Here is a 26,845-nt window from a genome sequence, read left to right on the forward strand (position 1 = left end):
GGCCTAGCAGAAGCCTGCGATCCCGGACCAGGCGATGTCCGCCGGGGTGGCGTCATCACGCTGGACGGTGGCCTCGATCAGGCCATAGGGGCGGTCCGCGGCGAAGAAGACCTCGTTGGGGTTGTCGAGGCCGAACGGCGACAGGTCCACCAGGAAGTGGTGCTTGTTGGGCATGGAGAACTTGATTTCATCGATCTCGGTGTGCGCTTCGAGGACCTTGGTGCCCATATCGAACAGGGTCTGCTGCAAGGCGTGGGAGTAGTTCTCCGTGAAGCCTTCGAGCAGGAGGCTCCTGACGTCTTCGTAGCTCTTGTTGAAGTCCAGCGAGCTGAAGTCAGTGCCGGCGTTGAAGCGCCAGCGCGCCGTGACGTCGGTGGCCAGGATGCGGTCCGTGGTCTCCGGGAGGGTGGTGTATTTGTCCTTCGGGTAGCCCACGAAGCCGGACTGGGTGGACTTCAGGACAGTAAGGTCGGTGAGCCCGGAGATGACGTGGGTGGCTGCGCCGTCCCGGACCACCACGGCGGTGCGGACTTCCTGGCCGTTGCGGACGAACGAGTGATTGTGCGCGCTGCCGTGGGCCTGGATGCGGTCCCAGCTATAGGATTCGGCTTCCCAGCGGCCGCCGGTCACCCAGTCAAAGCTGGACGTGAAGTGCTCGCCGAGGCGCAGCAGGAAGGCTTCGGGAGACCCGATTCCTTCGCGGGCGAAGGCGTAGACGGTGTTCTTCTGGGTGTCCGTGGCCACCACGTGGGCGTTGTCGCCTTCGAGGTGGGCGGCGGCGAAATCCCCGCGCAGCTGCGAGGTGACGTTGAGGTCTTCGATCTCGTGGCGGTCGGTGTCCCTCGTGATTTTGACGACGCGGACTTCGGCTTTGCCGTACTGGTTGTTGCCGAGGATGATCTTGTTGCTCATGGTAGGTTCCCAACTTCCGGTATGTGGAATAAAACTCCCACATAGAAATGTCGTACGCGTTTCGCGTGCGTTTCTTTTACCGTCGACCCAACAAAAAATGAGCCGACGTCGATTGACGCCAGCTCATTACGACCCTGCCTGCTGCTCCCAGGTTACGTGACCTGCGCCACGAGTTGAGTTAAAGCGTAGCGCGGGAATCCCGTGGTGTACATCACAATCTGAAAAATCCGATTGTGACCGACGCGGAACCTGCCCCGGCGGCCACTCCTGAACCAGCCCTTGACGACGTCACCGCGGCGATCTATCATTTCCACATAACAATATTTATTTTCCGCACTGTGAAAATTTGTATTGCGAAAATGTGTACTGCAAAAATTTGAAGTACCCGCGAAAGTCCAGATGAGGAGGATCAGATGAACCCGCAGGAGAAGGAATTTGTCACGCCGGCGCAAGCCGCCGCACCAGCCCAGGAGTTTTACCTCCCCACCGGCGGCGGGACGGACCCGGACTTCTTCATGCCGGCCGACCGTGGGCATGGCCCCGGCCCGTTCTCGCGCTGGATGCACCGCCTCCCGCTGGTGGGCCGGCTGCGTTCCTAGGACCCACCCCTTCCTGGAGCGACGCGGGGTCACTGAGGGCCCATCCCGATGCCTGGGATGGGCTCACAGTGACCTGCGTCGTTTTAGTTACCCGGAGATCAGTTTCCTTGCAGCGGCCGAGTGTTCCGCGATCAATCCGGCAACGTCGAGACCCGGGATCTGGCCGTCCACGACGCGCCACGCCCCGCCCACCATGACACGGTCGGCACGGTCGGCAGCGCACAGGAGCAGCGCAGCAATGGGATCGTGACTTCCGGAGAACCGCAAGTCATCGAGCTTGAACATGGCCAGATCCGCCTGCATCCCCGGTGCCAGCTGGCCAAGATCGGGCCGGCCCAGCACGGCAGCCGAGCCGCGTGTTGCCCAGCCCAGCGCCCGCTCCACCGGGACCTGCGCCCCGTAGCGCAGCCGCTGCAGGTACAGCGCCTGCCGTGCCTCGAGGATCATGTTGGAGGCATCGTTCGACGCCGATCCGTCCACTCCCAGCCCCACCGGCACGCCTGCATCCTCCAGTTCCAGGATCCGCGCGGTGCCGGATGCCAGCCGCATGTTTGAGGTGGGGCAATGTGCGACGGCGGTGCCGGCGGCTCCCAGCCGGGCGATCTCGTCATCGCTGAAATGAATGCCGTGGCCCAGCCAGGTCCGGTCCGTCAGCCAGCCGACGCTTTCCAGATAGTCCACGGTGCGCAGCCCGAACATTTCCCGACAGAAGTCTTCCTCGTCCAGGGTCTCGGCGAGGTGGGTGTGCAGCCTGACGTCCAAACGTCCTGCCATCAAGGCGCTCTCGGCCATGATCTCCTTGGTCACGGAAAAAGGCGAGCACGGGGCCAGTGCAATCTGGATCGTGGCCCCCTCGCCGCGCTCGTGATACTGGCCGATCAGCCTCTCGCTGTCCGCCAGAATCACCTCAGGCGCCTGAACCGTGGACTGTGGCGGCAGGCCGCCGTCGTCCTCTCCCAAAGTCATGGAACCGCGGGTGAGGGTCGCCCGCATTCCCAGCCTGCGGACCGCCTCGACTTCGATGTCGATGGCGTTTTCCATGCCGTCGGGGAAGAGATAGTGGTGATCCGCCGCGGTGGTGCAGCCGGACAACAGAAGTTCGGCCAGGGCCACTGTGGTGGCCAGTTCAAGATCGCGTGGCGTGAGCCTGGCCCACACCGGGTACAGGTTCTGCAGCCACGGGAAGAGCGGCGCGTTGGCCACCGGCCCCCAGGCCCGGGTGAGCGTCTGGTAAAAGTGGTGGTGAGTGTTGATCAGGCCGGGCAGCAGGACGTGATTGCCGGCGTCGAACGTCTCGTCACAGGGTGCGAAGGGCTGCTGTCCGGCGGCCAGGACCTCCGCTATCGTGCCGCCGCTGACCACGATGCCGCCCGAGGCGTCGAGGCCGTTCGCGGTGAAGGCCGCCTGTGGATTTTTGATCCAGAGCCGGGTTGCGGAGGGATGCGGATGAGTGAGGGCCATGTCTGGTTCCTTGTCTGATGGTTCCGGGTGTGCTCGTCCCGGTGGCGAAGGTTCCAGCTCAGTGAGGCCCTGTCTGCTGATCCAGGTTGGCCGGCGCTGCGAACAGCGGCGGCCCGGGATCAGCCTAAGGTAGCCAGCAAATGCCCGTCAACGCCCGCGGAATGTGACTCTGCAGAAAATCAGATTTCACATTGCGGAATTAAAATTCCAGAAAACTATGGCGCACACCACATCCCGGTGCTAGTCTCGATCTTGCCAAAGGCGGGCACCCGGACTCCGGGGAAGCTATCTACCAGGCGCAACTTAACCTTCAAAAGCACATGCTGAAGCCTGGTAACCGTCGCATCTGGCCCTTCCGTCTCATCTCGGTATACCGGCTTCCAAGCAAAGGGAGTCGCATCATGAGCAGCACCGTCACGGCCGAGCAGTTACTGGCCAGATCCATCCAGTTGGCCACGGCCAACGTCCTGAACAGCGGCGGGCCGTTCGGCGCCGTGATCGTCACGGCGGACGGTCAAGCGTTCGACGGCGTCAACCGCGTCACCGCCACAAACGATCCCACCGCCCATGCCGAGGTCACGGCCATCCGGCGTGCCTGCACCGAACTCGGCACGTTCGACCTCCGCGGGTCCACGCTCTACAGCAGCTGCGAGCCATGCCCCATGTGCCTTGCTTCCGCGCTCTGGGCCCGCATCGACCGCGTGGATTTCGCCGCGGACCGGCACGACGCCGCTTCAGTGGGCTTCGACGACGCCGTCTTCTACGAGTACTTCGAGAACGAGAACCGGCATGCCGTCATGCCGGTGTCCAAGGTGGAACTGGGTGATCCCCAGGCTCCCGGAGTACTGGAGCCGTTCAACACCTGGAACACGCTCGACTCCAGGATTGACTACTAGGGCCGGTGGCTGACATGACAATCCTCGATCAGTCCCACGAAGGACCGCAACCGGCAACGACGCCGGCCCCCAACGCCGCACTCCACGCCAAGCGACCGGCCCGCAACACCCGGCCGCCGGCGTCGAACGCTTTCCTGGATCGCTTCTTCCAGATCACCGAGCGCGGTTCAACTCTTGCCCGCGAATTCCGCGGCGGCCTGGTCACGTTCTTCACCATGGCGTACATTGTGATCCTGAATCCGTTGATCCTGGGCGGTTTCAGCGCGGACAACGCCCCCACCGATGTCGCCGGCGGCTGGCTGTCGGCCGCTCAGATCGGGGCAGTCACCGGACTCACCGCCGGTGTGATGACCATCCTTTTCGGGCTGGTGGCCAATCTGCCGTTCGGTCTGGCAGCGGGGCTGGGCATCAACTCCTTCCTCGCGGTCTCCGTGATCCACGAGGTCACGTGGCCCGAGGCCATGGGCCTGGTGGTCATCAACGGCATCCTGATCGTCCTGTTCGGCATCACCGGAGCTCGGACCGCGATTTTCCGGGCCGTCCCCAAGGAACTGAAGGCTGCCATCACCGTGGGCATCGGCCTGTTTATCGCCTTTATCGGCTTTGTGGATTCCGGCTTCGTCCGTGCCACCAAGGGCGGCCCGCCGGTGCAGCTCGGCAATGATGGCTCCATTACGTCGATCCCGACTCTCGTCTTCATTGTGGGCCTGCTGGCCATGGGCATCCTCGTGGCACGCAAGGTCCAGGGCGGTCTGCTGATCGGCATCGTGGCCACCACTGTGCTGGCAGCTGTTGTGGAAGCCATCCTGCACATCGGTCCTTCGAGCGCCACCAACCCCGGCGGCTGGCACCTGAACACTCCCGTACTGTCGGGCCAACTGGTCTCCGCACCGGATCTGGGCCTCGTGGGTCAGTTCGACATGTTCGGCGCCTTCGGCCGGATCGGCGGACTCGCGGCAACCATGCTGGTGTTCACACTGGTGTTCACGAACTTCTTCGACGCCATGGGCACCATGACCGGCCTCGCCAAGAGCGCCGGCGTAGCGCACAAGGACGGCACCTTCCCGCGGCTGAAATCGGCCTTCATCGTTGAAGGCTTCGGTGCAATTGCCGGCGGCGCCACCTCGGGATCCTCGAACACCGTATACATCGATTCCGCGGCGGGCATCGGCGAAGGCGCCCGCACCGGGCTGGCCTCCGTGGTCACCGGTGTCCTGTTCCTTGGCTCCATGTTCCTTACCCCGCTCACCAGCGTGGTTCCGCTGGAGGTGGCCGCCGCCGCCCTGGTGGTGGTGGGCGCCATGATGATGGCACAGATCCGCGAGATCAAGTTCACCAAGTTCGCTGTGGCCCTGCCGGCATTCCTGACCATCGTCACCATGCCGCTGAGCTACTCGATCGCCAACGGCATCGGCGTCGGGTTTGTCTCCTGGGCCATCATCGGGGCAGCGTCGGGCAAGGCCAAGAAGATCCATCCGCTGATGTGGGTGGTGAGCGTCGGCTTCCTCGTGTACTTCGCGCGCGGACCGATCAACCTGCTGCTCGGCGGATAGTCCGCCCGCCAAGACGGCGGGCGGCGGCCAGCGACCGGATCCGCTCAGGACGCGGGCAGGTGAAGCCTGCCCGCGTCCATCGCGCTGAAACGAAATTGACAGGGAAACGAAATTGACGCGGGCGCCACCCCCGCTTACGCTTCCCACTGCTCACGATAGGAACGAGAATATGGGCACGATCGCACTCGGCCTGGGCCTGGAAATCCGGCTGAAGAGTCAGATGGACTGCCTCCCTGAAAACGGAGACAGTACGCCGTGGGAAAGGGCTGTGCCGCCATGCTGGACCTGATGCCTTCACTGAACGAATGGCGCCCCGCGGTTTCCGGGCAGCAGTGCGCCGTGGCCACCATCGTTTCGGCGAGCGGGTCCGTGCCGCGGCCGCTGGGCACATCCATGGTGGTGTCCGAAACCGGCGAGGTGCTGGGCAGCCTGTCCGGCGGCTGTGTTGAAGGCGCCGTGGTGGGGGCGGCGCTGGAAGCCATGCGCGACGGCGGTTCGCGCCTTGAATCTTTCGGCTACAGCGCCGAGGACGCATTCGCCGTCGGACTCACCTGCGGGGGAGAACTGGAAGTGCACATCCAGCCACTCGGCTCCCGTTCCGGCGCCCTGCAGCAGGAGGCGCTCCGCGGCTTCCCGGCCAACACCGCAGGGACGCTGGCGCTGATCCGGAGGGTGGATGCGCACGGCGCAGGCGCCATCGTAGTTCCTGATCCGGCCGCCTTTTCCGCGGCACACTCCACCGAACTCGCGGCGCTGCTCGGACTCAGCGTTCGCCACGACGCTTCCGCAATGTTGGCTGCAGCGGCTCAGCTGGAACCCCTCCTGCGGGGAGGCCGCACGGGCCTGGTGCGGCTGGCGCCTGCGGATGGTTGCGCCAGCTGGGTATTTGGCATGGGTGTGCCGGATGCCGTGGCCCCGGTGTCCGCCCTGCCGCACACGGAGCCCGTCACATTACTGGTGGAAAGCCGTCTGCCGCCTGCCCGCATGCTGGTTTTCGGTGCCAACGACTTCGGCGCCGCGTTGCTTCCCGCTGCGAAGCTGCTGGACTACCGCGTGACCCTGTGTGACGCCCGGCCGGCCTTCGCGGCGCAGCAGCGGTTCAGCGTTGCAGACGAAGTGGTCACCGACTGGCCGAACCGCTACCTGGCCGCCGAAGCCGCGGCCGGCCGGGTGGACGGCAGATCCGTAGTTTGCGTCCTCACGCACGACCCCAAGTTCGACCTCCCCTTGCTCCGGACCGCCCTCGGCCTGGAGCTGGCATACGTGGGGGCCATGGGATCCCGGCGGAGCCACCGCCAGCGGGTTGAGTCCCTGCTCGAGGCGGGGGTTGCGCCGGAGCAGCTGGCACGGCTCCATTCGCCGATCGGCCTGGATCTCGGAGCGGTCACCCCCGCTGAAGTCGCCGTCTCCATCACGGCCGAGCTGATAGCCGCCCGCAACCAGAGGGCTGGCGGTTCACCTGCCGCCGCCTGCGCTCCGCTGAAAGACGGGAGCGGCCCCATCCACCGCTCCGCAGGGCGCAGTAGCGATGCCAAGCACAAAGAAGCCAAGTTCAAAGAAGCCGGGCACAAAGAAGCCGGGCACAAAGAAGCAGCACATCAGGAGATCGCATGGACATGAACACCATTGAGGCCGTTGTCCCCACCACGGACCCGGCCGAATGGCGCGCCGGCGATGCCTGGCTCGCCGGCGGAACGGTCCTTTTCTCCTACGGCAGCTACGCATTCGGCCAGCAACCGCTGAAGCGCCTGCTGGACCTCGGCTCCACCGGATGGCCCGCCCTCACGGTCACCGAGGAGGGCATTGAGCTCGCGGCAACATGCACCATCGCGGAACTTTATGCACTCCCGGACTCGATTCCGCCTAGCGGAGCCGGCTTGGAGCGGGCAGACAACTGGCCCGGCCTGGATCTCATCCGCCCGTGCTGCGACTCCTTTGTGGCGTCCTTCAAGGTCTGGAACATGTCCACCGTCGGCGGCAACCTCTGCACCTCACTGCCCGCCGGACCCATGATTTCACTGTGCGCCGCGCTCGAGGGCCAGGCCACCGTCCTGGGCCCGGGCGGGGCCAGCCGCACTGTTCCGGTGGCGGATTTCGTGACGGGGGACGGGCGGAACGCCCTCGCTCCCGGCGAGCTGCTGCGCAGCGTGCACCTCTCGGCGTCGGCCCTGGCCTCGCGTGCGGCGTTCCGCCGCCTGTCCCTCAGCAACCTGGGGAGGTCCGGGGCGCTGCTGATCGGAAGGCTCGACGCCGACGGGAAGCTGACCCTCACCGTCACCGCAGCGACCAAGCGGCCGATTCAACTGCGCTTCGACGCGCTTCCGGACGCCGCCGCATTGGCTGCTGCCCTCGGCACCGCCATCCCGGAGGCGCTCTACCACGACGACATCCACGGGCTCCCTGCCTGGCGGAGGGACATGACGTACCGGCTGGCGGAAGAAATCCGCGCCGAACTTTCAGCCCCGGCAGGCGACACGCCCTTGCACGTTTCCGGCGACTTCTGGCCTCCGCAGGCATCAATCCCTCGGGCGCCGGCCCTGAATCAGTCCGTGAATCCGACCCCGAATGCCTCCCCGGCTGCATCACTGAAGGAAGGGGCCTGAGCATGGCCATCGAAATCAACGGCGCCCCGGCGCAGGCCGAACCCCGCCCGGGCCAATGTCTGCGCACGTTCCTGCGGGAGCAGGGCAACTTCGGCGTCAAAAAGGGCTGCGACGGCGGCGACTGCGGGGCGTGCACCGTCCACGTGGACGGCACCCCCGTACACAGCTGCATCTATCCGGCCGTCCGTGCGGAAGGCCACGCCGTCACCACCGTGGAGGGACTGTCCGACGGCGATTCGCTCCACCCGATGCAGCAGCAGTTCCTGGACCGTCAGGGGTTCCAATGCGGTTTCTGTACCGCCGGAATGCTGATGACCGCCGCCACCTTCGACGATTCGCAGAAGGAGAACCTGCCCCGCAACCTCAAAGGCAATCTGTGCCGCTGCACGGGATACGGGGCCATCGAAGACGCGGTGTGCGGGCACGCAGCGCACGGTGAATCCAGCCACCCTGCCCCGGCCGGACCGGGTGCCGGAATCACCGGCGAAGGGCAGCCCCCTCCGCAGCCGGGCCAGATGGGGGACGACGTCCCCGCACCGGCCGGCCGGGCGATTGTCACGGGTCAGGCGCGCTACACCCTGGATGTTCCGGCGGACGAGCTCCCGGGACTGCTGCACCTGAAGCTCCTGCGCTCGCCGCACGCCCACGCCCGGGTGGTCTCCATCGACGCAACGGCCGCCCTGCAGATTCCCGGAGTGGAAGCCGTATTCACCCACGAGGATGCCCCGGCACAACTGTTCTCCACGGCCCAGCACGAGCTGTACACGGACGATCCGGACGACACCCGCGTGCTGGATAACGTGGTGCGGTTCATCGGACAGCGGGTTGCCGCCGTCGTCGCGGATTCCGTAGGCGCAGCGGAAGCCGGCGTCCGTGCGCTGGCCGTTGAGTACGAGCTGCTGGACGCCGTTTTCACACCGGAAGAGGCCCTGCGGCCTGGAGCCCCGGCCATTCACGGGGACAAGGACGCGGCGACGGCGCGCATCGGACGGCCGGAGCGGAATGTCGTGGCGGAGCTGCATTCCGAGCTCGGCGATGTGGCCGCCGGCTTTGCCGAGTCGGATTTCGTCCACGAGCAGACGTACCGCACCCAGCGCGTGCAGCATGTGGCGCTCGAGACGCACGCGTCCATCGCGTCGATCGACGACGACGGCCGGCTGCGGGTCCGTACGTCCAGCCAGGTGCCTTTCCTGGTCCGCCGGACGCTGTGCAGGGTCTTTGGGCTGCCCGAGAATCAGGTGCACGTGGTGGCTGGCAGGGTTGGCGGCGGCTTCGGCGGCAAACAGGAGGTGCTCACCGAGGACATTGTGGCGCTCGCCGCGCTGAAACTGCGCCGTCCCGTGCAGCTGGAGTTCACCCGGACCGAGCAGTTCACGGCGGCCACCACGCGGCATCCGTTCACCATCCGGCTCAAGGCGGGAGCCAGCCGGGACGGCCGGCTCACTGCCCTGCAGCTGGACGTGCTGACCAACACCGGCGCCTACGGCAACCACGCTGTGGGGGTGATGTTCCACGGCTGCGGCGAATCCCTGGGTGTGTACAAATGCGCCAACAAAAAGGTGGATGCCCAGGCCGTCTACACCAACACGGTGCCGTCCGGAGCCTTCCGTGGCTACGGGCTCAGTCAGATGATCTTTGCCGTCGAGTCAGCCATCGATGAGCTCGCCACCGGAATCGGCGTGGACCCGCTGGAGTTCCGGCGCCGCAACATGGTCCGCGAAGGCGATGACATGCTGTCCACGCACCCGGAACCCGAGGAGGACGTGCACTACGGCAGTTACGGGCTGGACCAGTGCACGCGCCTCGTCGCGGATGCCCTGGACCGGGGCCGCGAACGCTACCGCGCGGCAGGTCTGGATTACCTTGGCCCGGACTGGGTCACCGGCGAGGGCTCGGCGCTGTCCATGATCGACACCGTCCCTCCCCGCGGACACTTCGCCCATTCGAAGGTCCGGCTCCTGCCGGACGGCACGTATGCGGCCGACGTCGGCACGGCCGAATTCGGCAACGGCACCACCACGGTGCACGCCCAGCTCGCGGCGACGGCGCTGTCCACAACCGCCGGCCGGATCCGTGTCCGGCAGTCGGACACGGATCTGATCGAGCACGATACCGGCGCCTTCGGCTCCGCCGGTACGGTGGTGGCGGGTAAGGCGACCCTCGCTGCCGCCGAGGAACTTGCGGTGCGGATCCGGGCGTTCGCCGCCGGCGTCCGCCAGATCCAGGCCTCCGGCTGCACGCTGGACGGCGACGCCGTGGTCTGCGACGGAACTCGGGTGGCGCTGACCGAAATATACGACGCCGCCAGCCAGGCCGGCGTCGAACTGGCTGCCGAGGGGCGCTGGGGCGGGACTCCGCGCTCGGTGGCCTTCAACGTCCACGGCTTCCGTGTCGCCGTCAATACCGGGACGGGTGAGCTGCGGATCCTGCAGAGCGTGCAGGCCGCCGACGCCGGCGTCGTGGTCAACCCGCGGCAGTGCCGCGGCCAGATCGAAGGCGGGATTGCGCAGGCGCTGGGCGCCGCGCTGTATGAGGAGGTCAGGGTCGACGACGCCGGCCGGGTCACCACGGACATCCTGCGGCAGTACCACATCCCCTCTTTCGCGGATGTGCCGCGCAGCGAGGTGTATTTTGCCGACACCAGCGACAAGCTGGGACCGCTGGGCGCCAAGTCCATGAGTGAGAGCCCGTTCAACCCCGTGGCGCCGGCACTGGCCAACGCCATCCGGAACGCCACCGGGGTGAGATTCGCAGAGCTTCCGATTGCCCGGGACAAGATCTATCTGGGGCTGAAGGCGGCCGGGCTCAGCACGTAGGCGATATCTGCGCGAAATGGCAGTTGACGGCAATGTTCCTGGAGAACACTGCCGTCAACTGCCATCTGGATTGCCTATTTCGATGTATGGGCTATGAATCCCCGCCGGCGCCGCCCGTCGTGCCGGCGTTGACGTCGAGGAGCTTGTAACGGTCGATTGCGTAGGCCGGAATGCTGCCGTCCACTTCGCCCCGCGAGGCAAGCAGCTGCAGCGTCTTCACCACGATCGAGTGGGTGTCGTTCTTGAAGAAGCGGCGCGCGGCGGCGCGGGTGTCCGAGAAGCCGAAGCCGTCCGCGCCGAGCGAGGCGAACTGGTGCGGGAGGAACTGCCGGATCTGGTCCGGGACGGCCTTCATGTAGTCGGTGACCGCCACGATCGGCCCGGTGGCGCCGGCGAGCTGCTGGGCCACGAACGGAACGCGGGCGGGCTGGCCCGGGTTCAGGAAGGCCTCCTCCTCGGCGGCGAGGCCGTCGCGGCGCAGCTCGTTCCAGGACGTCACGGACCAGACGTCAGCGGAGACGCCCCAGTCCTCGGCGAGGATCCGCTGGGCTTCCAGGGCCCAGGGGACGGACACGCCGGAGGCGAGGATCTGGCTCTTGGGGCCGTCAATGCCCGACGCCGACACCCGGTAGATGCCCTTCAGGACACCGTTGACGTCCAGGTTCTCCGGTTCGGCGGGCTGCAGGATCGGCTCGTTGTAGACCGTGATGTAGTACATCAGGTTCCGGTCCGTGGACTCCGTGCCGTACATGCGCTCCAGTCCGTCGCGCATGATGTGGCCCATTTCGTAGCCGTACGCGGGGTCGTAGGTGACGACGGCGGGGTTGGTGGCGGCCAGGATCGGTGAGTGCCCGTCGGCGTGCTGCAGGCCCTCGCCGGTCAGTGTGGTGCGGCCCGCGGTGGCGCCGATGATGAAGCCGCGGGTCATCTGGTCCGCCGCGGCCCAGAAGGAGTCCCCGGTGCGCTGGAACCCGAACATCGAGTAGAAGACGTAAATGGGGATCAGCGGTTCGCCGTGGGTGGCGTAGGAGGTGCCCGCGGCGGTGAAGGCCGCGACGGAACCGGCCTCGTTGATGCCCGGGTGGATCAGCTGACCCTGCGCCGACTCCTTGTAGGCGAGCACCAGTTCCCGGTCCACGGAGAGGTAGTTCTGCCCGTCCGGGTTGTAGATCTTCGCGGTCGGGAAGAACGCGTCCATGCCGAAGGTGCGGGACTCATCCGGGATGATCGGCACGATCCGCTTGCCGAAGTTCTTGTCCCGGAGCAGGTCCTTGAGCAGGCGGACAAAAGCCATGGTGGTGGCTGCCATCTGCTTGCCGGAACCCCGTTTGGCAACCTCATACGATGCGGGATCGGGAAGGTCCACGGGGGCATGGTCTCGCCGGCGCTCCGGGACGAAGCCGCCGAGTTCCTTCCTTCGCTCCAGGAGATAGGCGATCTCGGGGGCGTCCATGCCGGGGTGGTAGTACGGGGGCCGGTAGAGGTCGGCCTCGAGCTGCTCGTCCGTGACCGGGATGCGCAGGTGGTCGCGGAAGGCCTTCAGGTCCGCGAGGGTGAGCTTCTTCATCTGGTGCGTGGCGTTGCGGCCCTCGAAGTGGGTGCCCAGGCCGTAGCCCTTGACGGTGTGCGCCAGGATGACGGTCGGCTTGCCCTTGAACTCGGTGGCGGCCTTGTACGCGGCGTAGACCTTGTTGTAGTCGTGGCCGCCGCGCTTGAGGTTCCAGATCTGGTCGTCGGACAGGTCCTGGACCATTTCCTTGGTCTGCGGGGTCTGGCCGAAGAAGTGCTCGCGGACGAACGCGCCGGATTCGGCCTTGTACGTCTGGTAGTCGCCGTCGACGGTCTCGTTCATGATCTTCACCAGCGAGCCGTCGTGGTCCTTATCCAGGAGGTCGTCCCACTCGCGGCCCCAGACGACCTTGATGACGTTCCAGCCGGCGCCGCGGAAGAAGGCCTCGAGTTCCTGCATGATCTTGCCGTTGCCGCGGACCGGCCCGTCGAGGCGCTGGAGGTTGCAGTTGATGACGAAGTTGAGGTTGTCGAGCTTGTCGTTCGCGGCGAGCTGGAGCAGGCCGCGGGATTCGGGCTCGTCCATTTCGCCGTCACCCAGGAACGCCCAGACCTGCTGGTCGCTGGTGTCCTTGAGGCCGCGGTTTTCCAGGTACCGGTTGGACTGCGCCTGGTAGATGGCGTTCATCGGCCCGATCCCCATCGACACCGTCGGGAATTCCCAGAACTCCGGCATCAGCCGCGGGTGCGGGTAGGAGGACAGGGCGTGGCCTTCCTTGGACTTCTCCTGCCGGAAGCCGTCCAGGTCCTCCTCGCTCAGCCGGCCCTCCATGAACGCGCGGGCGTACATGCCGGGGGAGGCGTGGCCCTGGAAGAAGACCTGGTCGCCGCCGCCGGGGTGGTCCTTGCCGCGGAAGAAATGGTTGAAGCCGACCTCGTACAGGGTCGCGGCACCGGCGTAGGTGGAGATGTGCCCGCCGACGCCGATATCCGCCCGCTGCGCCCGGTGCACCATCACCGCGGCGTTCCAGCGCAGCCAGGCCCGGTACTTCCGCTCGATCTCCTCATCGCCCGGGAACGGCGCCTCCTGGTCCACCGGGATCGTGTTGACGTAATCCGTGGTGGTCACCATCGGAACACCCACGCTCTGCGCGCCGGCCCGCTGGAGCAGACTGCGCATGATGTACCGGGCACGTTCGGTGCCCTGTTCCTGAATCAGGGTATCCAGGGACTCGATCCATTCGGCGGTCTCTTCCGGATCACGATCAGGCAGCTGGTTTGTCAACCCGCTGAGGATATGGGAGGTATCTTCTCCTGCAGCCACGTCTAGCCTCGCTTCATCGTTGAATATTGGCTCAAGTTTTCATTATGTGAGAAAACTTTCTTGCCCTTCGAGATTATCGACGGCCCTTGGTGTCGTCAAGGCGAGGCCGCCCGAACTGCGGCAGGCCCGGCCCCCGGCGGGCCTATTCACGGATTGTGACCGGGGCGGGGCGATGGTCCGTGCGGCCCTCAGCTGCCCCGGTAGGTCGAGAAGGCGAACGGGCTCAGCAGGAGGGGGACGTGGTAGTGCGCCTGCTCCTCGGTAACCCCGAATGTGAGAGTCACCTCGGGGAAGAAAGTCTCGGTGCCGGCGGCGGCATAGTAGGCCCCGGTGTCGAATCCCAGGCGGTAGGTGCCGGACGGGACCCTGTCCGGTCCGAGCTCTTTGATCCGCCCGTCGGCATCCGTGGATCCTGTGGCGATCTGGACCCACCGCTCGCCGTCGAGTTTGTGCAATGTGACCGCAACGCCGGCGGCCGGCTTGCCCGAACCCGTGTCCAGGACGTGGGTGGTGATGTGGGAGACGCTCATTTGCTCATCAGTCCTTCGAGTCGGAGCACTGCGATCTCGCGCAGCTGCTGGCCGATGATTGGTTGTTCCTGCTCGGGGGTGTGGGCGAGCCTGGCATTGAGGGCGGCCAGGATCTCCTCCCGGCTGCGGCCGGCTGCGCGGATCAGGAACACTTGGCCGAACTTCTCTTCGTAGGCACGGTTGCCGGCTGCCAGGGCCTCCGCCACCGCGGCGTCCGCCACGCCAAGGGATGCCTGCTCCGACTGGGACAGCCGGGCCTCGGTGCTGTCGCCGGGGGCCCGTTCCCCGATTCGCGGGTGGTGGGCCAGGGCTGCGGCCACCTCCGAGGCGGTGAACGGATCCGCCGCGCGGCGGGCTGCGGCGAGGAGGGAGGCCGGATCGGAATAGGGCCGCGCGTCAGCGAGCTCATCAATCCAGCGCTGGATGTCCAGGCAGGGGCGGAGCGCTGCAACGGCCTCCGAACGGCCCGCGGTATTGAACTGTTCAAACAACATGTGCCAGGTCCTAGGGGGTCGATGCTGGCATCCACGGCGCGGGCTATACGGTTAACTATTCCGTATCGTGGAACTGTTATTTCAGCATATGTAAAAGTCAATCCTACGGCCCGGCCGGTGTCAACTCCCCGTCGTCCCGTCCGGGGGCACTTTACGGCCACGGGCAGCGGCAAGTACGACGACGGCCCGGCGTTTCGTGTCGAAATGCCCCCGCTCGGCGCAGGCGGCCGCCGATGCCAGGTCCTACTTCGCCAGGAACCGCAACAGAATGTCGTTGACTTCGGCGGCGTGGGTCCAGAGCATGCCGTGCGGGGCGCCGTCGATCTCCACGTACTCGGCGCCCGGCAGGGCCTTGGCGAACTGGCGTCCCGTGATATCGATCGGCAGGATGTTGTCCGCCGTGCCGTGGACAATCAGCGCCGGGACGTCGATCTTGGGGATGTCGGCGCGGAAGTCGGTCAGCCAGGTCGGCTGCGCGGCGGCCGAGGCGGCAGTGCCGCCCCGGGTGGCGAGGTTCCAGCCGGCGTTCATGACCTCCTGGCTGAGGCGCGGGGTACCGAGGAAAGTCCCGCTGTTGTAAAAATTCTTGAAGAAATCGGTGAAGAAGGCGTAGCGGTCCGCGGTCACGGCCTCCATCAGGCCGTCGAACACGGACTGCGGGACGCCGCCGGGGTTGTCCTCTGCCTGCAACAGGTAGGGTTCGAGCGAGCCGAGGAACACGGCCTTCGCCACCCGGCCCGAGCCGTAGCTCGCCAGGTAGCGGCCCACTTCGCCGGTCCCCATCGAGAAGCCCACCAGCACGGCGTCGTAGAGGTCAATCGTGGTCAGGAGGGTGTCCAGGTCCGCCGCGAAGGTGTCATAGTCGTAGCCTTCGGTGGGCTTGCTGGACTGCCCGAAGCCGCGGCGGTCGTACGTGATGACGCGGTAGCCGGCGTCGAGGAGGGCAGCCGCCTGCCTCTCCCAGGAGGAGCCGTCCAGCGGGTAACCGTGGATCAGGACCACGGCCTGGCCGGACCCGTGGTCCTCGTAGTAGAGCTCGACGTCGGTGCTGTTCTCGGTTCCAACCTTGATGTAAGCCATGCCAGCGGTCCTCCCAATAGTGTTCAAGTACGGTTCGGTGTGCTTTGCGTTGGTGCGGTGTGGTGCGCAGGAGCGTGCCCTTGCCTGGGTACCACTGTAGGGAACCAACGATGCCGCCGGACAGGGTGTTCCCTGCGAATCCATCTGAGCGAATTCCATCCGGCATACCCCTGGGGTGGCATTTCGCGGTGTAGGCAGCCGTCACACTTTGGTCATTGAAGTGTCGGCAGACAGGGTCTGTTCCTCTTCCGGGCTGAGGAAATCCTCGGCCAGGGTGGCCCACTGGGGTCGGAAGGAATAGAGGCAGCCCAGCCGCAGGCGGGTCGCGTTGGCATAGGCATCGAAGCGCGCAGGTGTGACCCGCAGTTCCTCGGCAGCAGCGATGACCTGGAGGCGGGCGGTGCGGTACCGCTCGGGTGTCAGGCGCCTTTGACGCAGGCGCAGCTGAAGGTGCATGGCAAGGTTTGCGAGGTCGGCGGCAGCTTCGGCCCGGCCGGCCTCGTCGAAGTCCAGCAGCCCCAAGGCTGCGTCGGAGTCCTGGGCGAATATCTGCTTGTCGTGAAGGTCCCCGTGGGACCACACCAAGGGATCGGGTTGAGTCCGGAGCAACTGTTGTGCGATCTGCCCGGCGGCCGCACGCACGGCCAGCCGCTGGGCTTGGGCCGCCGGAATGCCGTGGGCATGCAACAGCCACAAGTCCACTATGCGTTGCAGGTTCTCCAGTTCGACGGCGGCCGTGCGGGGCGCGAGCGCCTCGAGAGTCGTACGGTGCGCGGGAGCCGTGGCCAGGGATTGTTGCCGGACCCAGCCCCGGGACCATTTTTCCCAGGCCTTTTCGAACACGGCGTCGCTGACCTCCGGGTCCTGCCCCAGCTCGAACAGGGAGCGTCCGGGGATACCGGTAAGGGTGAGGCAGCCCGGGGTGCAGGAAACCACTTCAGGGGTGCGGAAGTCCTCGGCGCCCAGGAGCTTTGACATCCGGGCGTGGCGGGCGGCGGCTTCGGCGGAGTAGTTGAGCCGGAAGACCTTAAAGTACAGTTCGCCGGACCTGACCACGGCGCGCATACGGGCTCGGTGCACAATCACCTCACCGAGCGGTGCAACTTGCACCAGTGCGGGCAGGAGCCGGTCCTTCGGAAGCACTTCCACCTGCCCGGACCGCAGATAGGCTGCTCGGACGCCCGGCCGTTCCGGGGTGAAAACCTCCATGGTGTAGTCGCCTGCGGTTTTTTCGGGCCAGGCCCGAATGACCTGCCATAGAGTTTCCTGGGCGTCCGGGACCACGGCCGGCACGGGCGGGTGCCAGCTCACGTCATCCCTCCCATGAGAGGGTCGGCACGGCCAACGGCCTGCTCGCTTTGGGCGGGAACGCCCACGGCTGCAGTTGGTTGCGGAGCGGGTCTCCGTTCAACAACGCCGCTTGAAGTGATAGCCGTTGGTACGAAGTCGGAGAATCGACGATCATGCCTGGTGCGTTCGACGAGAACGGCCAAAGCCAAGGCCGAGCGCACGGGCAGCGGGGAACAAGCCAGACGCAGCCAGGCGCCATCGGAATAGGCCCGGAAACGGTCCGGACTGACGTGGAGTGCTTCAGCGGTGGCCATTACTTGCGCGTGGGCGGCCAGGAATCGTGCCGGCGTCATACGCTTCCGGCGCGTGTGAAGTTCTAAATGGACGTCCAGATTAGCCAGATCCAGGGCGGCCTCGGCCTGAGCGGTATCGTCGAAGTCCAGCAACCCGAGTGGCGATTGCTCGTCGACGGCGAGGATTTGCTTGTCGTGGAGGTCCCCGTGCGCCCAGACCAGCGGATCGGGCGGGGTCCGGAGTAAGTTGTGCGTCACGTGCAGTGCCAAGGCACACAGGGCATCGCCTTGCAGTGAAGCTTCCGGGACGTCGCCATAGTGACGCAGCCACCGGTTCACCCAGCGCCACAAATCAGCGGCTTCCACCTCCGGCGAATGGACGGGCAGTGCCGCCAGAGCGCTGCGTCCCACGGAGCTGCCCACTTGGGCGGCCCAGGCGTCCGACCATTTCTCCCACAAACCGGCGAACGATTCATCGCTGATCGTCAGGTGATCTTCACCCAAGGCACCCAAGGTCCGTCCGGGGACGGCACTGAAAACGATGACGTCCGTGGAACTCCTAAGGACCGTGGGAGACGAAAAACTTCCGGCGTCCAGGAGGAGCTCCGTTTGTGCGCAGCGTTCGGCGGGGAGGAGCGCGTCGCCTGGTTTGAAGATCTTGATGAAGCAGCCCTCCGCCCGGATGACGGCGCGAGTACCGGGCCGGTGAGAAACTATTTCGCCGTGCCGGGCCTCGGTCCGCAGGGCCGGGAGGCCCGGATCGTCCTCGAGCAACAGCTCAAACCGTCCGTCACGCAGGCGTGCTCCCTGGACCCCCGGCCGTCCCGGCTTCAGGACCTCCAGAATGTAGTCTCCGGGAGTGAAATCCGGCCACGCCCGGTGGACCTCCCACGTTTGGCCGGAAGCGTCGATCGCGGACATGGGCACGGGCGGTAGCCAGTTCATGGGATCAGCTCGGAGGCCCGGTCGATGTGCCGGCACATGTCGGCGGCCCAGTCAGGGGACCTGTTCCTGAACGGATCGACGGCGCCGGTGAACATTCGGAAGGCCATCCAGGTGTCCACGGCAGCTTGCGTGATCCCGCCGCCGGCCTGGGCATAGCCGTCGAGGAGGTGGTTCGTATGAGAACCGCGCGGCGCGTCCGCGGGTTCCCGCCACAGGCTCATTTCTTCAACGGCCGCGAAAGAACCCAGATCGGCTTCCGGGGCTCCCAGATGGGAGCGGTCGAAGTCGATCAGGCGGACTTCCGATCCGCCGACCAGCACCTGATCTGCGGAGAAGTCGCCGTGGACCACTACGGCAGTCCCGTGACCCGCACGCCCTTCCAACCGGCGGTAGATCCGGAGCGCCACCTTTGCGGCAGGCTCCGCGAGCGAGGGCAGGAGTGCCGTGATCATATCGCGGTTGGCCGTCAACTGCTCGAGAAGATCCTGTGCGGCCTCGGCGCGGTCCGGCTGGGCCTCGACCGGGATGCCGTGCAGTATGGCGAGGGCTTTCCCTGCCCGGCGGGCCCCTTCCGGGTCCTCGCGCATGGACAGGTCATGGGCGCCCCAGACCGGGCTGGCGCTGATCCCGTGACGCGAGCAGTCGGCATCGCCGAGCCGGCGAAGCACCGGGACCCCGTGCAGCTCCAGCCGTCGCAGGAGCATACGCTCGTCGTCGGGGACCGGCTGTGCCGCCGTCCTGATCACGATTGGCCCGCCCGGCGTTTGCTCCACGAACACCAGCCGACACTCGGGTATGTAGCGCAACACCCGGGCGGTGCCGGTGAGGAGCGGTTGTCCGGGCTGCTGCACGGCGCCGAGGCGATCCAGACCTAAGTCCCGGAGCCAGTCCAGGTTTTTCCTCAAAGTCCAATCGTCCTCGAAACCGCCTATGGCGACTACAGAGTCCCACCGACGCGGGTCCGGGCGGACCAGCCGGATGCCCCCGCCGTCGCTCGCGGAGCGCTGGGCGCGCCCGTTCAGCTTGGAGTAGCCGGATGTGGTGCTGGTCAGGGCCCAACCGTAGTTTTCCGTGCCGTCGCCGGTGCAGCAAAAAGCAACAAGCACGGACGTGTGGGGCTTGTACCGGACACGGGTTATGCGGATATTTTCACCCACAAGCTCGGACAGGCGATCGTCGTCGAGCACGGCTGCCAGGTACGGAAGGGCGTCGTCGCGCCCGGCGAGTGAAAGGTCCGCGTCACTCAACCGCGTGGGCATCGCGTTCACGTCGGCACCTGCAATTCGTGCCCGGATAAATCCTGCTCCGGCCGCGGGGTGGGCGTTTCTCCCATCCACTTGCTGAAGCGGCTTTCGGGGTCCTCCAGCAGCTTCAGCGGACGCCCCTCTTCGGTGATGCGGCCGTCCTCAAGCCACACGATCCGGTCGCACAGGCGCGCTGCGAAGGCATCATGAGTGATCGTGATGGAAGTCCGCCCCCGGGTCAGAACCTCCATGGCGTCCAGGATCGATTCGCGTGAAGCCGGGTCCAATCCCGCCGTTGCCTCGTCCAGGATGACGATGGGTGCCTGCCGGAGGATGGCGCGGGCGATCGAGAGCCGCTGACGTTGACCGCCGGAGAGATCCTTGGCAGCTTCCCCGAGGACCGTGTCATAACCGTCGGGAAGAGCCCGGATGAAGGTGTCGGCCTGTGCCAGCGAGGCGGCGTGTTCGATGTCCTCGTCGGAGGCGTCGAGGCGGCCGAACCTGATGTTCTCCCGGACCGTGGTTCCGAACAGGACGGAGTCCTGGAGCAGGATGGAGACGTGCGAGCGCACTGACGCGATCTGGAGCTCTTTCAGGTCCTCGCCTCCTACCCGGACGACGCCTGACGTGGGGTCGATCATGCGCAGGATGAGGCTCGCCAGGGTCGATTTTCCCGCGCCGGACGGACCGAGGATGGCCAGATGCTCCCCGGCCGGAATGCGGAGGTTGATCCCATGCAGCACTGTGGTCCCCTCGCCGTGGCCGGCGAAGACGTCCTCGAACGCGATGTCCGGGCGGTGGCCGTTCAGGGCCCGCGCGTTGGGGGCTTCGGGCAAATCGGTCTGGGCCTCGAGCAGGTCCGCCACGCGCTCGCCGGAGGCTGTGGCCCGGGCGATCCGGCTGGTCTGCTTGGCAAGATCCTTCAGCGGTTTCATCCCGGTTTTCAAGTAGGTAAGGAACACTATGAGGTCGCCTGGCGTGATCGAGTGGCTCAGCACGCGCCAGCCGCCGCCGGCCAGCACGACGGCGGTGGCGACGCCGATCAACACGTCGGTGCGGCGCTCGAGGCTGGCAGCCAGCCGCAGGGCGACAACTCCTGTTCCCAAGGCTGCCTTGTTGCTATTGCGGAAGTTGGAGCTGATGGTTTCCTCGAGCCCGTAGGCCTGCACTTCACGCATGGCGCTCAGGGTCTGGGAGGCGGTGGTGGCCAGAGCGCTTTCACCCTTGCGTGACCTGCCGGCTGCCTCCGTGATCGGTCCGGAACTCCGGCGGGACAGAAGGGCGAAGATCGCGGTGGCCAGAAAGACGACCAGGGCCAGGAATGGATCCAGCCAGAGCATGATGATGGTCATGGCTACGAGCGTCACCGCATTGCCCAGCATGGGCAGGCCGGCCGTGACGGCGACTTCCTGCAGGCGGGATACATCAGCCACCAGACGTTGGACAGTGTCTCCGGAAGAGGCTCGAGTGTGGTGCCTCATGGACAGGCCTTGCACATGGCGGAAGGTGCGGGCCCGAAGGTCAGCGGCGACCTTAGTTCCGATGAGTGCGAAGGAGATCGCGGACCAATAGTTGGCAATGGCACGCAGGATGCTGATGACCACGATCGCGCCGCCGCACAAGAGCAGCGTTTCCAGACTGGCATCCATCGTGGGCCCGGGTCGTCTAATCGTCGCGCCCAGCGACCGTGAAACCGCATCGATGACTATTTTGACCGGCCACGGCTCCAGCAGGCGGAACAGGATATCGGCTGCGAGCCCCACGAATCCGGCGACCATCAGGAGCCGGTGTCCGCGCAGGTGCGGGCGCACGCACTGCAAGGTCCGGCGGAGCCCGGACTCAGGTTTGTTGCTGCGGTCTGGGCGCGGCCGCCGCCACGGTCCGTGTTTGGGCTGAGATGGTTTGGGCGGGGAAGATTCGGACCGAGGAGGCAGGTGCCTTGGCGTGGCCGTCATGGCACGGCGACCCTGCGCGCTGGCGGCAAGGCCGCCGTGATGCGAGACAGCACCCCGTTCCAGGTGAACCGCATCACCGCTTCATCGCGGGCCTGGCCCCCGAGCCGTTCGCGGAGGGCCGGATCCTCCGCGAGCCGGGTGAGGGCGGCGGCGAGGGACACGGGTTCCCCGGGCGGCACGAGTATTCCGGTGCGCCCGTCCTCCACAATGGACGGGATCTGGCCTGCGGCGCTCGCGATGATGGGCATCGCGGCCGCCATGTACTCATAGACCTTCAGCGGTGAAAAATAGTCGTCCTGACCGGTGGCATCAGGGGGATAAGGGGCGGCGGCGGCGTCGCATTCATCCAGGAGACCTGGTACAGCCGCAGGCGGGACGGCACCGGCGAAGTCTGTTTCCACGCCCAGGGATGCGGCGAGGCGTTCGAGGTCCTCCCGGACCGGGCCGTCGCCGATGATCCTCACCTTCCACCGGCGATCCGGTTCAGCCGCCTGCTCGTTGGCGAGGGCAACGGCATGCAGGAGGCCAGGGACTCCATGCCAAGGCTTCAACGTTCCCACGAAGGCCACAGTGAGGTGATCGGGGTTCCTGCGCCCGGGGCGGCGTGCCGTGATCCGGTCGACGTTCACACCATTCGGTGTCAGCACCGTCCTGGCCGTGGGCACCCGGTCCCGCACCCACCGGACCACAGGCTCAGAGACGCACGCCACGACGTCGGCCGTTGCGGCGTTGCGGCGGAAGACAGCCTCGGCTTTCTTCACATCGAGCAGTTGGCGGTACCGCTGCTGCTCTTCGATGAGCGGGGCGTTGACTTCGAGTACCGACGGGACGTCGAGTACCTTGGCCACCACCGAGAGGGCCGGGCTGAACAGCGAATAGCGCTCGTAGACCAAGCCGCAGCCGTTGCGCAGGACCTCGTCAACGAGCGCCAGTGCCGCGTCTTGGACGGCCCGTTCCCGCGCCGGTCCGGGGACGGATTCCGGTCGGACTTCGACGACGTCGAGGTCGGCCAGGTCGGCGGGCCTGTCGGTTCCCAGACGGGTGCAGTAGACCGTGACGGCGGCCCCGGTTCCGCGCCAGGCGCGGACGATTTCCTGGACATGCACCGAGGAGCCCTTGGTGCCGAAAACGGGCACCCCGGGGTCGGCGCAGAGATAGGCCACGCGCATCATGCGACCTTCCTTTCCGCACGGGAGAGGGATCTCAGGAGTTCGGACTGGCGGTGGACGTCGAAGTCCTCCTCGATCAGGGCACGGGCATTGCGGGCCATGGCCACGATGTCGGTGACGGGGGAGCCGAGCGTGTGGATGGCCCGGGCCAGGGCGTGGGGATTTCCCGGCCGGGCCAGGATTCCGGTGGAGCCGTTCCGGACCACTTCCGGAATCCCGGTGACCGCGGTGCTGACGCAGGGGACTCCGGTGGCCATGGCCTCGAGCAGGACCGTGGGCATGCCGTCCGCGTTTCCGTCGGCGCCGATCACGCAGGGGGCAACGAAGATATCGGAGGAATGGAGCAGCTCGTGGACCTGGTCCTGGGTCTGGGGCCCGAGCAGCCGGACGTGCTCGCCCAGCCCGAGCTGGTCGATGCCGGCCGCCAGATCCTCGGCCAGCACGCCGGTCCCGGCGATGCGCAGGTCCAGGCTGAAGCCCTGATCCAGGAGTTCGGCGGCCGCGGGCAGCAAATGCTGGAACCCCTTCTTCTCCACCAGGCGCCCGACGGCGGCGATGCGCACCGTGGCTCCGAGCGGGCGCGGATCCCGGTACGGGAAGCTCTCCAGTTCCAGCCCGTTGCGCACCAGATGGAGCCGGGACGTGGAGGACGGGAAGCGGCGGCGCAGGTAGCGCATGTTGTAGCGGCTGATCGTCACGGCGTGGTGGGCCTGTTCGAGCTTGATCCGGAGGTCGTCATCGCGGACAGACTCATGGAAGATGTCGACGGCGTGGGCGGTGAAGGAGAACGGGATGCCGGTAATGGCCGAGGCCAGCCGCGCTACGCTGGTGGCGCCTGACGCAAAGTGGACGTGCATGTGCCGGATATTCCGGTTCTGCAGGACAGTCGCCAGGTTGATGGCCTGGACAGCGTCGTCCGCTGTGGCGGCGGAGAGTTCGGCAAAATTCCGGCCCAGGGCGCCCGTGAGCCCGGCCACCCCGGCCATTTGGAGGCTGTCCCACAGAGCTACAGTCTTAATTGGCCGGTCAATATAGGTCACCGGTGCCTGGACCCGGGCGAGTGCGGGATGGAACCGGGGATCGGTGGTCGGCCGGAGGGAGAAGATCTCGATCCGGTCGCCCGCCGCTTCGCGGGCCAGGATCTCCGAAACGATGAACGTTTCGGAGAAACGCGGGTACATCTTGAGGACGTACGCAATCCCCGGTTCAGACGGCGACACGACCCGCGCTTCCCTTCGCATGGGCTGCCGCATCCCTTTCGTTCGCACGGAAGAGCGGCTGCAACAGCTCGGCCGCCAGTTGCGGAACGCGGATCAGCCCATCCAGGACCGCACGGCGGCGGTCCACTGTGGTGCCGAGCCTGGACGCCAGCCAGCCGGCCAGGATCTCGGGGGTCAGAGTGCCGATTTCGTGTTGTTCCAGATAACCGGCATTGGCCAGGGACGCGGCGCGGATGCGCTGCTCGGCGCGAGCCTGGGTGCGGGGCACGATCAGCGCTGGGACATTGGTGCTCATGATCTCGCACACTGTGTTGTAGCCGCCCATGGAGACAACGGCGGCCGCGTGGCGGATGTGGAAAACGATGTCGTCCACGGCGGGGACCACCTTCACTCCGGGTCCGGCCTGACGCTGGAGATCCTTGAGCTGCTCGGCGGGCATCTGCGGGCCTGCCACGATCAGGTGTCCCAGCCCGGCAGGCACGTGCGCGGCGACCGCCACGCTGGCCAGGGCATGGCCGTCCGAGCCGCCTCCGACCGTGGTCATAAAGTACGGGCCGGGCATGGAGCTCGTGCCGGACACCGAAGGGCGCCCGGCGGCGAGGTAGCCGGTATAGCGGATGAGTTTCCGCAGGGAGAACGGTATCTCGCCCGCCGCCACGGGGTCGTGAACGGCGGGGTCGCCGTACACCCAGATCGCGTCGAACAAGGCCTTGACCATGCGGGGTCCGCCAACGCGGGCCCATTCGGTGAAGGCCGCGTCGGGGGAGTCCAGGACTTCGCGGAGCCCGAGCACCACGCGTACGGGACCGGCGGAGCGGGCCCGCCGCAGGGCGGTTTCGAGTTCGCCGTGGACGCCGGTAGCATGGCGGTCCACCACCACCAGATGGGGGCCGAAGCCGGCGATGACGGCCTGTAGCAGCCTGGCGCGCAAGGACACGAGATCGTGCATCGGCAGCGCCAGGTTCCGGGCCCGGTAGCCTTCGGGGCTTTTCTCTATCCCTGGAAGCAGGACCCAGTCCCACCCCTCCGGAGCTTGAAACGCGGGCGCCAGCGCAGTGCCGGTGATGAGGATGCCGGTGACGGGACGTCCGGTGAGCCCCGGAAGCTGATTGCTCAGCGCGTGGGCCAAGGCCAGATTGCGGCGCACATGCCCCAGGCCCACTGAATCGTGTGAGTAAAGCGCTATTCGCATGGGCTCCACGGCAATCCTCCCAAGCCTGTGGTCCTCCGGCGCAGCCGTTTTCGCAGCTGTCTTTAGTTGCCGGCGGTCTCTGATGTTACTAATCAGCGTGCGCGGGAAGAGTGAGGAGGGGATGAGGGGAGGATTAAGGATTTCTCATGGAGCGGCCGGCATCAGCGGCTAGCGGTTCAGAGGCGGACGCCAACTGCCTGCAACGGGATCCGGATCAGGAAAGAGGATCCGTGGCCGTATTCGGATTCGACTGTGGCAATGCCGCCGTGCGCTTCGGCGATCGCGGAGACGATGGCGAGGCCGAGCCCCGACCCCTCATCCCCGCGGCCCGGGTGTGCCCGGCCGAACCGCTCGAAGATGCGTTGCTGGTCCTCCGTCGCGATGCCGCTACCGTCGTCGCGCACCCACAGCAGCAGCGTGTCCGAGGCAGGCAACGGCTTGCCGTCGGGCGCTGTCGGGCCCTCGATCCGGCATCCCAGAGCGATCGTGGAGGAGCGCTCGGTGTACCTGACGGCGTTGGCGGCGAGCTGGACGAGGGCCTGTGTGAGGCGCTGCGGGTCGGCTTCCACGACGTAGTCGGCGGTTTCATCGATCTGCCAGCGGCGGTCCGCGAGGACGTGGATCTTCTCCATCACCTGCTGGAGGAACTCGGGGATAGGGATGGGCTCCTTCCTGATGAAGTCAGGGTGGCCGGAGTTGGCGAGCAGGAGCAGGTCATCCACCAGGCGCTGCATGCGGTCCACTTCGTCGAGCAGCACCTCCCTCGTGGCCACGACATCGGCGGGATCGTCGACGGTCACGAGCTCGAGGTGTCCGCGGAGAATGGTGAGGGGTGTCCGTAGCTCGTGGCCGGCGTCGTCCAGGAACTGTTGCTGCTGCTGGGCGCCCTCATCCAGTCTTTCGAGCATGGTGTTGAAGGTCTTCGTGAGGAGTGTCACGTCGTCCTCACCGTCGCGCACTTCCACCCGCCGGGTGAGGTCCTCGTGACTGACCACCCGCGTGGCTTCGCGCAGACGGCGGAGGGGATCCAGCAACCGGCCGGCGACCAGGCCGCCAATCAGCGCAGCGCCGAGCAGCGTGCCGGCGGCCACCAAGGAGTAAGTGCGGATCGAGGAGACGTTGTGCTCCCTTTGGTCGCCGGCGTCCCGGCCAACCAACAAGAACGTCCCCGTGGTGACGGCGGCACCCTTCACCGGCAGGACGACGGTCCTGAACGGACGTCCGGCAGCAGTGAGTTCGCCGAAGGCGGCGCCCGCGGCATCCCTGAGCCGGGCGGCGGAAGGGTACAGGCCCGCATCCAGGAGACCATGGTCGGGGTTTCCTTCGACGGTCCACGCCACGCGACCGGCAACGATTCCGGCCATGACCTCGTTGCTGCGGGGCTGGATGTCTTCCGCGGCTTCGTGGAGCGCGCTGATGTCAGACCTGTTGGCGTAGTCCCCGGACGTCTTGCGGTTGGTCTGCACCAGCTTGACCACCTCGTTGGCCTTGTCCAGAATCGCCTGGTCCACCCTGGCGTCGGAGTCCTGGAACTGGACGATGAAGGTGACCAGTCCCGCGGTCACCAGCCCCGCGAGCATCATGCCCAACATGGCTGCCACCACCCGGAAGCGCACCGAATGGATCTTCGCGCCCCAGCCGGAGGGGTCCAGATCCTCGGCTGGGCGAGCAACAGCCGGCGTCCCGGGCACAGCGTGGCCATTTTCGCGGAGCCGGTGTTGCGTGGAGGTCACGATATTCCCTTCCCGATGGCGGCGGCC

Annotated in this window: 20 protein-coding genes; 6 read left to right on the forward strand and 14 right to left on the reverse strand. The window is 66.4% G+C overall.

Features of this window, described 5'->3' with window-relative positions; genetic code table 11:
- Positions 1–3: 3 nt before the first annotated feature.
- Positions 4–912, reverse strand: coding sequence for a factor-independent urate hydroxylase (gene pucL / locus ACQCSY_RS12055; RefSeq protein ID WP_427129059.1), 909 nt, complete (start codon positions 910–912; stop codon positions 4–6).
- A gap of 413 nt (positions 913–1,325) precedes the next feature.
- Here pucL and ACQCSY_RS12060 point away from each other — a divergent pair, with 413 nt between their 5' ends.
- Entirely contained in the window at positions 1,326–1,511 is a 186-nt protein-coding gene (locus ACQCSY_RS12060; protein ID WP_427129061.1) for a hypothetical protein, read from the forward strand.
- A gap of 87 nt (positions 1,512–1,598) precedes the next feature.
- Here ACQCSY_RS12060 and ACQCSY_RS12065 read toward each other — a convergent pair whose 3' ends face one another.
- Positions 1,599–2,972, reverse strand: coding sequence for an 8-oxoguanine deaminase (locus tag ACQCSY_RS12065; RefSeq protein ID WP_427129063.1), 1,374 nt, complete (start codon positions 2,970–2,972; stop codon positions 1,599–1,601).
- A 401-nt stretch (positions 2,973–3,373) separates the two neighbouring features.
- Here ACQCSY_RS12065 and ACQCSY_RS12070 point away from each other — a divergent pair, with 401 nt between their 5' ends.
- From ACQCSY_RS12070 to ACQCSY_RS12090, 5 genes are all read left to right on the forward strand, one after another.
- The gene (locus ACQCSY_RS12070; RefSeq protein WP_427129065.1) at positions 3,374–3,868 is read left to right on the forward strand and encodes a nucleoside deaminase; all 495 of its coding nucleotides are present in this window, start codon (positions 3,374–3,376) and stop codon (positions 3,866–3,868) included.
- Between the two features lie 14 nt (positions 3,869–3,882).
- Positions 3,883–5,421, forward strand: a complete 1,539-nt coding sequence (locus tag ACQCSY_RS12075) for an NCS2 family permease (RefSeq protein ID WP_427129067.1) — start codon at positions 3,883–3,885, stop codon at positions 5,419–5,421.
- A 276-nt stretch (positions 5,422–5,697) separates the two neighbouring features.
- Positions 5,698–7,041: an XdhC family protein gene (locus ACQCSY_RS12080; protein WP_427135808.1), complete on the forward strand. Its 1,344-nt coding sequence runs from the start codon at positions 5,698–5,700 to the stop codon at positions 7,039–7,041.
- Positions 7,032–8,024, forward strand: a complete 993-nt coding sequence (locus ACQCSY_RS12085; protein ID WP_427129069.1) for an FAD binding domain-containing protein — start codon at positions 7,032–7,034, stop codon at positions 8,022–8,024. The genes ACQCSY_RS12080 and ACQCSY_RS12085 overlap by 10 nt, the downstream gene beginning before the upstream one ends.
- Before the next feature lie 2 nt (positions 8,025–8,026).
- Entirely contained in the window at positions 8,027–10,840 is a 2,814-nt protein-coding gene (locus ACQCSY_RS12090; RefSeq protein ID WP_427129070.1) for a molybdopterin-dependent oxidoreductase, read from the forward strand.
- A 91-nt stretch (positions 10,841–10,931) separates the two neighbouring features.
- Here the strand turns inward: ACQCSY_RS12090 and aceE are convergent, their stop codons facing one another.
- The 12 genes from aceE to ACQCSY_RS12150 form a co-directional block, all read right to left on the reverse strand.
- A complete protein-coding gene (gene aceE, locus ACQCSY_RS12095) occupies positions 10,932–13,673 on the reverse strand; it encodes a pyruvate dehydrogenase (acetyl-transferring), homodimeric type (protein WP_427129072.1) in 2,742 nt (913 codons plus the stop codon).
- 188 nt (positions 13,674–13,861) lie between these two features.
- Entirely contained in the window at positions 13,862–14,203 is a 342-nt protein-coding gene (uraH, locus tag ACQCSY_RS12100) for a hydroxyisourate hydrolase (RefSeq protein ID WP_427129074.1), read from the reverse strand.
- Positions 14,200–14,697 (reverse strand): 2-oxo-4-hydroxy-4-carboxy-5-ureidoimidazoline decarboxylase, encoded by a 498-nt coding sequence (gene uraD, locus ACQCSY_RS12105; RefSeq protein ID WP_427129076.1) that lies wholly within the window; start codon positions 14,695–14,697, stop codon positions 14,200–14,202. The genes uraH and uraD overlap by 4 nt, the downstream gene beginning before the upstream one ends.
- A gap of 243 nt (positions 14,698–14,940) precedes the next feature.
- A complete protein-coding gene (locus ACQCSY_RS12110; RefSeq protein WP_427129077.1) occupies positions 14,941–15,777 on the reverse strand; it encodes an alpha/beta fold hydrolase in 837 nt (278 codons plus the stop codon).
- Between the two features lie 201 nt (positions 15,778–15,978).
- On the reverse strand, positions 15,979–17,088 hold the full coding sequence (locus ACQCSY_RS12115; protein ID WP_427129079.1) for a phosphotransferase: 1,110 nt from the start codon (positions 17,086–17,088) through the stop codon (positions 15,979–15,981).
- Complete coding sequence (locus ACQCSY_RS12120) at positions 17,085–18,305, reverse strand: phosphotransferase (RefSeq protein WP_427129081.1); 1,221 nt, start codon at positions 18,303–18,305, stop codon at positions 17,085–17,087. Before ACQCSY_RS12120 ends, ACQCSY_RS12115 begins: the two co-directional genes overlap by 4 nt.
- Complete coding sequence (locus tag ACQCSY_RS12125; protein WP_427135810.1) at positions 18,302–19,564, reverse strand: phosphotransferase family protein; 1,263 nt, start codon at positions 19,562–19,564, stop codon at positions 18,302–18,304. The genes ACQCSY_RS12120 and ACQCSY_RS12125 overlap by 4 nt, the downstream gene beginning before the upstream one ends.
- 5 nt (positions 19,565–19,569) lie before the next feature.
- Positions 19,570–21,360: an ABC transporter ATP-binding protein gene (locus tag ACQCSY_RS12130; RefSeq protein ID WP_427129083.1), complete on the reverse strand. Its 1,791-nt coding sequence runs from the start codon at positions 21,358–21,360 to the stop codon at positions 19,570–19,572.
- Positions 21,361–21,500: 140 nt separating this feature from the next.
- On the reverse strand, positions 21,501–22,676 hold the full coding sequence (locus tag ACQCSY_RS12135) for a glycosyltransferase family 4 protein (RefSeq protein ID WP_427129085.1): 1,176 nt from the start codon (positions 22,674–22,676) through the stop codon (positions 21,501–21,503).
- Positions 22,673–23,893 (reverse strand): glycosyltransferase, encoded by a 1,221-nt coding sequence (locus ACQCSY_RS12140; protein WP_427129087.1) that lies wholly within the window; start codon positions 23,891–23,893, stop codon positions 22,673–22,675. The genes ACQCSY_RS12135 and ACQCSY_RS12140 overlap by 4 nt, the downstream gene beginning before the upstream one ends.
- Positions 23,880–25,085 carry a glycosyltransferase family protein gene (locus ACQCSY_RS12145; RefSeq protein WP_427129088.1) on the reverse strand — a complete coding sequence of 402 codons (1,206 nt, stop codon included), beginning with the start codon at positions 25,083–25,085 and terminating at the stop codon, positions 23,880–23,882. Before ACQCSY_RS12145 ends, ACQCSY_RS12140 begins: the two co-directional genes overlap by 14 nt.
- A gap of 176 nt (positions 25,086–25,261) precedes the next feature.
- Complete coding sequence (locus tag ACQCSY_RS12150; protein WP_427129089.1) at positions 25,262–26,818, reverse strand: ATP-binding protein; 1,557 nt, start codon at positions 26,816–26,818, stop codon at positions 25,262–25,264.
- Between the last annotated feature and the right edge of the window lie 27 nt (positions 26,819–26,845).

Origin of the sequence: Pseudarthrobacter sp. S9, from assembly GCF_050156545.1 — a bacterium.
In the GTDB taxonomy this organism is placed as follows: Bacteria; Actinomycetota; Actinomycetes; order Actinomycetales; family Micrococcaceae; genus Arthrobacter.

Bases quoted from the DNA above. Each gene is read 5' to 3' on its own strand.
- ACQCSY_RS12135 (WP_427129085.1), bottom strand. From the start codon at position 22,676: ATGATGCGCGTGGCCTATCTCTGCGCCGACCCCGGGGTGCCCGTTTTC.
- ACQCSY_RS12120 (WP_427129081.1), bottom strand. From the start codon at position 18,305: ATGAACTGGCTACCGCCCGTGCCCATGTCCGCGATCGACGCTTCCGGC.
- ACQCSY_RS12085 (WP_427129069.1), top strand. From the start codon at position 7,032: ATGGACATGAACACCATTGAGGCCGTTGTCCCCACCACGGACCCGGCC.
- ACQCSY_RS12065 (WP_427129063.1), bottom strand. From the start codon at position 2,972: ATGGCCCTCACTCATCCGCATCCCTCCGCAACCCGGCTCTGGATCAAA.
- ACQCSY_RS12110 (WP_427129077.1), bottom strand. From the start codon at position 15,777: ATGGCTTACATCAAGGTTGGAACCGAGAACAGCACCGACGTCGAGCTC.
- ACQCSY_RS12145 (WP_427129088.1), bottom strand. From the start codon at position 25,085: ATGCGAATAGCGCTTTACTCACACGATTCAGTGGGCCTGGGGCATGTG.
- ACQCSY_RS12070 (WP_427129065.1), top strand. From the start codon at position 3,374: ATGAGCAGCACCGTCACGGCCGAGCAGTTACTGGCCAGATCCATCCAG.
- uraD (WP_427129076.1), bottom strand. From the start codon at position 14,697: ATGTTGTTTGAACAGTTCAATACCGCGGGCCGTTCGGAGGCCGTTGCA.
- uraH (WP_427129074.1), bottom strand. From the start codon at position 14,203: ATGAGCGTCTCCCACATCACCACCCACGTCCTGGACACGGGTTCGGGC.
- ACQCSY_RS12125 (WP_427135810.1), bottom strand. From the start codon at position 19,564: ATGCCCACGCGGTTGAGTGACGCGGACCTTTCACTCGCCGGGCGCGAC.
- ACQCSY_RS12090 (WP_427129070.1), top strand. From the start codon at position 8,027: ATGGCCATCGAAATCAACGGCGCCCCGGCGCAGGCCGAACCCCGCCCG.
- ACQCSY_RS12060 (WP_427129061.1), top strand. From the start codon at position 1,326: ATGAACCCGCAGGAGAAGGAATTTGTCACGCCGGCGCAAGCCGCCGCA.
- ACQCSY_RS12080 (WP_427135808.1), top strand. From the start codon at position 5,698: ATGCTGGACCTGATGCCTTCACTGAACGAATGGCGCCCCGCGGTTTCC.
- pucL (WP_427129059.1), bottom strand. From the start codon at position 912: ATGAGCAACAAGATCATCCTCGGCAACAACCAGTACGGCAAAGCCGAA.
- ACQCSY_RS12075 (WP_427129067.1), top strand. From the start codon at position 3,883: ATGACAATCCTCGATCAGTCCCACGAAGGACCGCAACCGGCAACGACG.